The following is a 7,103-nucleotide window of genomic DNA, read 5'->3' on the forward strand; positions in this document are numbered from 1 at the left end:
CCGCCCGGGCCTGCAGGCCCGGGCGTGGGGATCGGAAGCGCTGCGGCAGATCGCGTCTGCCGGCACAATGCGCGTGCATCCGCGGAGACATGAGACATGGCGAGCGCCACCCGACTGATCAAGAAGTACCCGAACCGGCGCCTCTACGACACCCAGACCAGCGCCTACATCACGCTGGCCGATGTCAAGCAGCTGGTCCTCGACAGCGAGGACTTCAAGGTGGTCGACGCCAAGTCGTCCGAGGACCTCACCCGCAGCATCCTGCTGCAGATCATCCTTGAGGAGGAGGCCGGCGGCGCGCCGCTGTTCTCCTCGGTGATGCTCTCGCAGATCATCCGCTTCTATGGCCATGCCATGCAGGGGATGATGGGCGCGTACCTCGAGAAGACCATGGGCGCCTTCGTCGAGATCCAGGGCAAGATGCAGGATCAGTCGAAGGTCTTCTACGACGCCAAGGGCCTGCCCAGCCCCGAACTCTGGACCCAGTTCATGTCGGTCCAGACGCCCATGATGCAGACCATGATGGGCAACTACATCGAGCAGAGCAAGAACCTGTTCGTGCAGATGCAGGAACAGATGCAGCAGCAGGCCCGCAGCATGTTCCAGACCTTCCCCTTCCCGCCGCCCGGCAGCGACAAGAAGTAGCACCGTTGCCACCGGCACGCCGGTATTGCAGCCGGCGCACGCCTTTCCCGCATGACACAGACTCCGATCAAACCCTTGCGCCGCGTCGCGGCCCGTCCGCCTGCCGCGCCTCGCGTGGGTTTCGTGTCGCTGGGCTGCCCCAAGGCGCTGGTCGACTCCGAGCGCATCGTCACCCAGCTGCGCGCCGAGGGCTACCTGATCGCCCCCAGCTATGCCGATGCCGATCTGGTGGTGGTGAACACCTGCGGGTTCATCGACGCCGCAGTCACCGAGTCGCTCGACGCGATCGGCGAGGCTCTGGCTGAAAACGGCAAGGTGATCGTCACCGGCTGCCTGGGCGCCAAGAGCGGCGCCGATGGCGGCAATCTCGTGGCCGGCGTGCATCCCAGCGTGCTCGCCGTGACCGGTCCGCATGCCCTCGAGGAGGTGATGGGTCATGTGCACCGCCACCTGCCGCGGCCGCATGACCCCTTCACCGATCTGGTGCCCGAGGCGGGCGTGAAGCTCACGCCGCGCCATTACGCGTACCTGAAGATCTCCGAGGGCTGCAATCACCGCTGCGCCTTCTGCATCATCCCGGCCATGCGTGGCGATCTGGTCAGCCGCCCGATCGGCGAGGTGATGCGCGAGGCCGAGGCGCTGGTGAAATCGGGCGTGCGCGAACTGCTGGTCATCTCCCAGGACACCAGCGCCTACGGGGTCGATCTGCGCTACCGCACCGACTTCGTGGGCGGCCGGCCGGTGCGCACCCGCATGCTTGAACTGGCCCGCGAGCTCGGCGAGCTCGGGGTGTGGGTGCGGCTGCACTATGTGTATCCCTATCCGTCGGTGGATGAGGTGATCGAGCTCATGGCCGAGGGCAAGGTGCTGCCTTACCTCGATGTGCCTTTCCAGCACTCGCATCCGCGGGTGCTGCGCGCCATGAAGCGGCCCGCGAGCGGCGAGCGCAACATCGAGCGCATCCAGGCCTGGCGTCGCAGCTGCCCGGAGCTCACCATCCGCAGCACCTTCATCGCCGGCTTCCCGGGCGAGACCGAGGCCGAGTTCGAACACCTGCTCGAGTTCCTGCGCGAAGCGCGCCTCGACCGGGTAGGCTGCTTTGCCTACTCGCCCGTGGATGGCGCCAGCGCCAATGCACTGCCGGGCGCACTGCCCGACGAGGTGCGTGAGGCCCGCCAGGCGCGGCTGATGGCGGTGCAGGCCGAGATCAGCCGGGAGCGCCTGTCACGCTTCGTGCGCCGCACGGTCGATGTGCTGATCGACGAGATCGAGGTCGATGAGCAGGGCGAGATGCTCGGGGCGATCGGCCGCTCGGCCGCCAGTGCCCCCGAGATCGATGGCTGCGTGTACGTGAAGCCACACCCCGGCCTGCGGGTGGGTGAATTCTCGCGGGTGCGGATCACCAGCGCCACCGAGCACGACCTGCGCGGCTCGGTGGTGAGCTGACGGGCGACGGCGGGTCGACCCGGGCAGGCGGCCCCAGGCAGGGAAGCGGTCTGATGCAGGGCTCGCCGGGCGGCCGTGCCCGGCGCCTGCTCACCAGAGCGCGCTGAGGTAGAGCGAGCCGCTGATGCCCCAGCCGATGATCCAGACCAGGCTGCGCAGCGCGGCCAGGTCCGCGAGATAGAGCCCCAGATAGGCCACGCGCAGCGCCACGAAGACCATGGCCAGCAGATCGATGCGGCCCTGCGGCACCTGCATCCATTGCGCGGCGAGCACGCCCGCGGCAAAGAACGGGAAGGCCTCCCAGGCATTGGCCTGCGCCGCGTTGGCGCGGGCCCGATAGCCGCCCAGGCGCGACAGCCACTCGCGAGGATTGTGGTTGTCGTAGTTGCGCAGGCCGGCCTTGGCGATGCCGGTGGACACGATGGGCAGCACACCCGCGATCAGCATGCAGACAATGGCGATGGTCATGGAAGGTCCTTCGGGGCAGAGGGCTCAGGGTAACCCGGAAGCGCGCGGCGCCGCCCTTGCGCCGGCTCAGGGCCGCACCGCCGGGGTCTCCTGCGGCATGCCCTCAGCGCGCTGGAACAGGTGCAGTTCGAGTTCGATCAGTTCGGCAGAGCCGGCCGGGTAGGGCTGGGCTCGCACGCCGGTCATGCAGTTGCGCAGTCGCCGCTGCAGCGAGCCCAGGGCCTGCCATTGCAGGCGGTAGAGCGGGTAGCCGGTGGGGTGCCCCTGCGGGATCGGAGTGCCGCCGAGACTGCGGCCGGCCAGCCGGTCATGGCAGTCGGCGCAGGCAAGGTCCAGCTGGCCGATACGGGTCTCGAAGCGCATTCGTCCGCGCTCGCGAGCGGCGGCCAGGCGCTCGTCGGCGGGCGGTGCGATCGGCAATCCGCGCGACTGCAAGCCGATGAGGGCCGAGAGCGCGAGCAGCGGCGCGCTCTCCCAGGACCAGGCCGGCGCCTGCTGATGCACCTGCCGGCAGGCATTGATCCGGCCATCGAGGTTCAGTGCCGTGCCGGTGCGCGCATCGAATCCGGGGTATCGCGTGGCCACGCCGCGCAGACGCCCGGGCTCGCCGTGGCAGTCGACGCAGGCTGGCCGGCCACCGGGTGCGGGCTCCCGCCATAGCGCTTCGCCCGCCAGCACCGAAAGCATGGCCGGGTTGGCGGCGTCATCGCGTTGCATGGCCTGGGTGGCCGCACCCATGTCCCGATAGCCGGAGCGTCGGGGCGGGTCGGCGGCAGCGGCCGGCGCTGGCAGCAGCGCGCCGAGCAGGAGCAGCAGCCGCACGCGATGCAGCAGGCGCGATTGTGCCCCGACGGGCATGCGCAACGCCCGCCGTGACGCAGCGCCCCGCATGCCTGCTGCCGCGGCCGGGTTCATGACACCCGCAGCAGGGCCTGGGCGCGCGCTTCGTGGCCCCGGTCGTCGATCCAGCGGCACACCACCGGTCCGCTCGGGCCGGCCCGAAGGAACACGCCGAGATAGGGGTTGGCGGTGATCGCCGGGCTGAGTTCGACCCGCATGACCTCGGCACCGGCGTACTCGATCACCACTTCGCGGATGATGTGTCGCGGCACGGTCTGGCCGGCGTCATTGGAGCGCAGGCCGGTCTCCATCGGGTGCGCGATCAGGACTCGCACCTCGACGATCTCGCCGGGCCGTGCGGCCGGCGGCAGGCTGATGAGGGCCTGGCCAGGGGTCATCGCTCGGGCCTCACCCGGGTTCTCGCAGGGAGGGGCATGGCCGGTGGCGGATCATGGAACTCACTCCAGGCAGGCGGCCAGCGCCACCACCACCGCCACGCGCGTGAGGCGCACCTCGCCGTCGGCCATCTCGGCCACGGCCACCAGCACCTGGGAATCGGCCATGCGCATGCGCACGCTCACCTGCGCGAGCGCGGCGGCCGGCCCGAAATGCGCGACCAGCACATCGGGCGCCGGATTGCGCTCGCTGAACAGCGCCACCCGGCGAACCCGATCGGTGCCGCTCATGGCGCTCTCGACCCGGACGCTGACCGGCACCGAATTGCCGTTCTCGACGATCTCGGGCACCGTGAGGGTGATGCCATGGGGCTGGGGCGTGCGCCCCCGCGTGAAGCGGTCGATCAGTGCCTGCATGGCCTGAGGCGTAGCCTGGCCAGGCAGCGCCTGCAGGCCGAGCGCCAGGCCGCCCAGGCCGATCAGTGCCTGTCTTCGATGCGCAAGCGTCATGGACGTGGTGCGCGCAGCGTGGTCAGCCAGGCAACCACATCGTCGATCTCGGCCCCGGTGAGCAGCGGCCGATCATGCCAGGCGGCGCCGACCTGGCGTCGATCACGGGTGTCGGCATACGACGGCATCACGGACGCGGGGTTGACCCGCCGCGCGTGCGCGACCCGCTCGCGCAGTTCGGCCGGGCTCCAGCGATCGCCGGCTCCGGCAAGATCGGGCCCGATATCGCCCTGGAAGCGCTCCTCCGGAATGGGTGCGGGATGGCACAGCAGGCAGAAGCCCTTCTGGCGATTGAGCGCGAGCGCCTTGCCGCGCTCGGCATCGGCCGCTGCGGCGGGCGGCGGCAGCATCGCGGCCGGTGCCGCCAGCACCAGACCGAGTGCGGCCACCGCAGCCGCTCTCATGCCTTGCGCAGGTCGTGATGGCGCAAGGGCAGACTGCGGATGCGCTTGCCGGTGGCGGCGAACAGCGCATTGAGCACCGCCGGTGCGGCCACCGCGATGGTGGGCTCGCCCACGCCGCCCCAGAAGCCGCCCGAGGGCATCACGATGGTCTCGACCCTGGGCATGTCGGCCATGCGCACCACGGGATAGGTGTCGAAGTTGCGCTGCTCCATGCGACCGTCCTTCACGGTGCACTCGCCGAAGAGCGCGGCCGACAGGCCGTAGGCGAAGGACCCTTCCACCTGATGCGCGATCTGTTGCGGATTGACCGCATGCCCGGGATCGGTCGCCGCCACGATGCGCAGCACCTTGAGCTGGCCCTCGGCGCTGACCGAGACCTCGGCGACCGCGGCCGTGAAGCTGCCGAAGCCCTTGTGCTGGGCCAGACCGCGGAACACCCCGGCGGGTGCCGGCGTGCCCCAGCCCGCCTTGCTGGCCGCGGCCTCGAGCACCGCGAGATGCCGTGGGTGCGCGGCCATCATGCGACGCCGGAAGACCAGCGGATCGACCTTCGCGGCATGCGCCAGCTCATCGATGAAGCACTCGAGGTAGATGGCGTTCTGGTTGTGGTTGACCCCGCGCCAGAAGCCGGGCGGCACATGCGGGTTGCGGATCGCGTGATCGACCAGCAGGTTGGGGATGCCATAGCCGATCTGGCCGTCCCCGCTGTCGGTGAGCCCCTGGAAGGCGACGATGTCGCGGCCGTTCTGCAGGTTCTGCGGCGCCACGCCGGCCAGGATGGACTGGCCCGAAAGGCGCAGGTGCAGGGCGGTGAGCCGGCCAGACGCGTCGAGCCCACCGCGCAGCCGGGCCTGGGTCACCGGATGGAAGCGGCCGTGCAGCATGTCCTCCTCGCGCGACCAGATCATCTTCACCGGGATGCCCGGCATCTGCCGCGCGATGCGCACCGCCTGGGTCAGCCAGTCGTGCACGGCACCACGTCGGCCGAAGCCGCCACCGAGATGCATCTTGTAGACCTCGCAGCGGGCGATCGGCAATTCCGCCGCCGCAGCCGCCGCGGCCAGCGCCGCCTCGCCGTTCTGCGTGGGCGTCCAGACCTCGCAGCGCTCGGGCGTGTAGCGCACCGTGGCGTTCATCGGCTCCATGGTGGCGTGGTTCTGGTGCGGATAGCTGTAGACCGCTTCGATTCGTGTGGCGGCCTGGGACAGCGCGGCGTTGACGTCGCCGGCCTGGTTGCCGACGAAGGCCTGGGGCGCGTCAAGGCCGGCAGCGAGTTCGCGCCCGAAGCTCTCGCTCGAGGCCCTGGCATGGGGGCCCTCGTCCCAGACCACCGGCAGCGCCTCGAGCGCGGTACGGGCCTGCCACCAGGTCTGGGCGACCACCGCGACCGTGGCGGCATCCACCCGCAGCACCGCCTTGACGCCCGGCATGGCGCTGACCTTGGCCGCGTCGAAGCTGACCAGCTTGCCGCCGAACACCGGGCAGGACCGGACCGCCGCATTGAGCATGCCGGGCAGCTGCAGATCGATGCCGTAGACCTGGCGGCCGGTGAGCTTGTCGGCGGTGTCGAGCCGCTTCATGGGGCGGCCGGCGATCTTCCAGGTGCGTGGGTCTTTCAGCGGGATCTCGGCCGGCGGGGTGAGCCGCGATGCCGCCGCCGCAAGCTGGCCGTAGCGCAGGCGTCGGCCGCTCGGTGCGTGGCTGACCACGCCCAGGCTGGCGACGCACTCGGCCGCCGGCACCTGCCACTGGCTGGCGGCCGCCTGCACCAGCATCATCCGCGCGGCGGCACCACCCTTGCGGACATACTCCTGAGACTCGCGGATGCCGCGGCTGCCGCCGGTCGAGAAGTTGCCCCAGACCCGATTGCGGGCGAGATTCTGGCCGGGTGTGGGGTACTCGGTGGTGACGCGAGCCCAGTCGCATTCCAGCTCCTCGGCCACCAGCTGGGCGAGGCCGGTGAGCGTGCCCTGGCCCATCTCGGAGCGGGCAATGCGGATGACCACCGTGTCGTCGGGGCGCACCAGCACCCAGGCGTTGACCTCGGCGGAGTCGCTCGAGGACTGGGCGCGGGTCAGGGGCACATGAAAGCCCAGGCTCAGGCCGCCCAGGGCACTGGCCGAGCCGATCAGGAAGCCGCGGCGCGAGGCGAGGCGGTGGCGGGCGCCGGGCGCACGGGTGTCTGAGGGGCCGCGGTGCTTGGCATTCGGACGCTGGGTCATGGCGCGCTCCCGCTCAGGCCTTGCCCGCCGGGGGCTTGCCCGCGGCGAGGTGGATGGCGGCGCGCACCTGGTTGTAGGTGCCGCAGCGGCAGATGTTGGTCATCTCGGCATCGATGTCGGCCTCGGTGGGCCGGGGCTTGTCGGCCAGCAGCGCGGCGGCGGCCAAGATCATG

9 protein-coding genes are annotated in these 7,103 nt (G+C 70.5%); 2 read left to right on the plus strand and 7 right to left on the minus strand.

The window, feature by feature from the left end:
• Positions 1-96 precede the first annotated feature (96 nt).
• Both phaR and rimO read left to right on the plus strand, forming a co-directional pair.
• Positions 97-645, plus strand: coding sequence for a polyhydroxyalkanoate synthesis repressor PhaR (gene phaR / locus AC2H6A_RS16580; RefSeq protein WP_484274821.1), 549 nt, complete (start codon positions 97-99; stop codon positions 643-645).
• Between the two features lie 51 nt (positions 646-696).
• The gene (gene rimO, locus AC2H6A_RS16585) at positions 697-2,091 is read left to right on the plus strand and encodes a 30S ribosomal protein S12 methylthiotransferase RimO (RefSeq protein ID WP_484274822.1); all 1,395 of its coding nucleotides are present in this window, start codon (positions 697-699) and stop codon (positions 2,089-2,091) included.
• A 90-nt stretch (positions 2,092-2,181) separates the two neighbouring features.
• Here rimO and AC2H6A_RS16590 read toward each other — a convergent pair whose 3' ends face one another.
• The 7 genes from AC2H6A_RS16590 to AC2H6A_RS16620 all read right to left on the minus strand — a co-directional run bounded on the left by AC2H6A_RS16590 (position 2,182) and on the right by AC2H6A_RS16620 (position 7,102).
• Entirely contained in the window at positions 2,182-2,559 is a 378-nt protein-coding gene (locus AC2H6A_RS16590; protein WP_484274823.1) for an MAPEG family protein, read from the minus strand.
• A gap of 66 nt (positions 2,560-2,625) precedes the next feature.
• On the minus strand, positions 2,626-3,417 hold the full coding sequence (gene soxA / locus AC2H6A_RS16595; protein WP_484274824.1) for a sulfur oxidation c-type cytochrome SoxA: 792 nt from the start codon (positions 3,415-3,417) through the stop codon (positions 2,626-2,628).
• A 53-nt stretch (positions 3,418-3,470) separates the two neighbouring features.
• On the minus strand, positions 3,471-3,797 hold the full coding sequence (gene soxZ, locus AC2H6A_RS16600) for a thiosulfate oxidation carrier complex protein SoxZ (RefSeq protein WP_484274825.1): 327 nt from the start codon (positions 3,795-3,797) through the stop codon (positions 3,471-3,473).
• Between the two features lie 60 nt (positions 3,798-3,857).
• The gene (locus AC2H6A_RS16605; protein ID WP_484274826.1) at positions 3,858-4,304 is read right to left on the minus strand and encodes a thiosulfate oxidation carrier protein SoxY; all 447 of its coding nucleotides are present in this window, start codon (positions 4,302-4,304) and stop codon (positions 3,858-3,860) included.
• Entirely contained in the window at positions 4,301-4,708 is a 408-nt protein-coding gene (gene soxX, locus AC2H6A_RS16610) for a sulfur oxidation c-type cytochrome SoxX (protein ID WP_484274827.1), read from the minus strand. The genes AC2H6A_RS16605 and soxX overlap by 4 nt, the downstream gene beginning before the upstream one ends.
• The gene (locus tag AC2H6A_RS16615; RefSeq protein WP_484274828.1) at positions 4,705-6,930 is read right to left on the minus strand and encodes a xanthine dehydrogenase family protein molybdopterin-binding subunit; all 2,226 of its coding nucleotides are present in this window, start codon (positions 6,928-6,930) and stop codon (positions 4,705-4,707) included. The genes soxX and AC2H6A_RS16615 overlap by 4 nt, the downstream gene beginning before the upstream one ends.
• Before the next feature lie 13 nt (positions 6,931-6,943).
• Positions 6,944-7,102: a 2Fe-2S iron-sulfur cluster-binding protein gene (locus AC2H6A_RS16620; protein ID WP_484274829.1), complete on the minus strand. Its 159-nt coding sequence runs from the start codon at positions 7,100-7,102 to the stop codon at positions 6,944-6,946.
• Position 7,103: the final 1 nt, after the last annotated feature.

This window comes from Quisquiliibacterium sp. (assembly GCF_982640115.1).

Bases quoted from the DNA above. Each gene is read 5' to 3' on its own strand.
- soxX (WP_484274827.1), bottom strand. From the start codon at position 4,708: ATGAGAGCGGCTGCGGTGGCCGCACTCGGTCTGGTGCTGGCGGCACCG.
- phaR (WP_484274821.1), top strand. From the start codon at position 97: ATGGCGAGCGCCACCCGACTGATCAAGAAGTACCCGAACCGGCGCCTC.
- soxZ (WP_484274825.1), bottom strand. From the start codon at position 3,797: ATGACCCCTGGCCAGGCCCTCATCAGCCTGCCGCCGGCCGCACGGCCC.
- AC2H6A_RS16590 (WP_484274823.1), bottom strand. From the start codon at position 2,559: ATGACCATCGCCATTGTCTGCATGCTGATCGCGGGTGTGCTGCCCATC.
- soxA (WP_484274824.1), bottom strand. From the start codon at position 3,417: ATGCCCGTCGGGGCACAATCGCGCCTGCTGCATCGCGTGCGGCTGCTG.
- AC2H6A_RS16620 (WP_484274829.1), bottom strand. From the start codon at position 7,102: ATGATCTTGGCCGCCGCCGCGCTGCTGGCCGACAAGCCCCGGCCCACC.
- rimO (WP_484274822.1), top strand. From the start codon at position 697: ATGACACAGACTCCGATCAAACCCTTGCGCCGCGTCGCGGCCCGTCCG.
- AC2H6A_RS16615 (WP_484274828.1), bottom strand. From the start codon at position 6,930: ATGACCCAGCGTCCGAATGCCAAGCACCGCGGCCCCTCAGACACCCGT.
- AC2H6A_RS16605 (WP_484274826.1), bottom strand. From the start codon at position 4,304: ATGACGCTTGCGCATCGAAGACAGGCACTGATCGGCCTGGGCGGCCTG.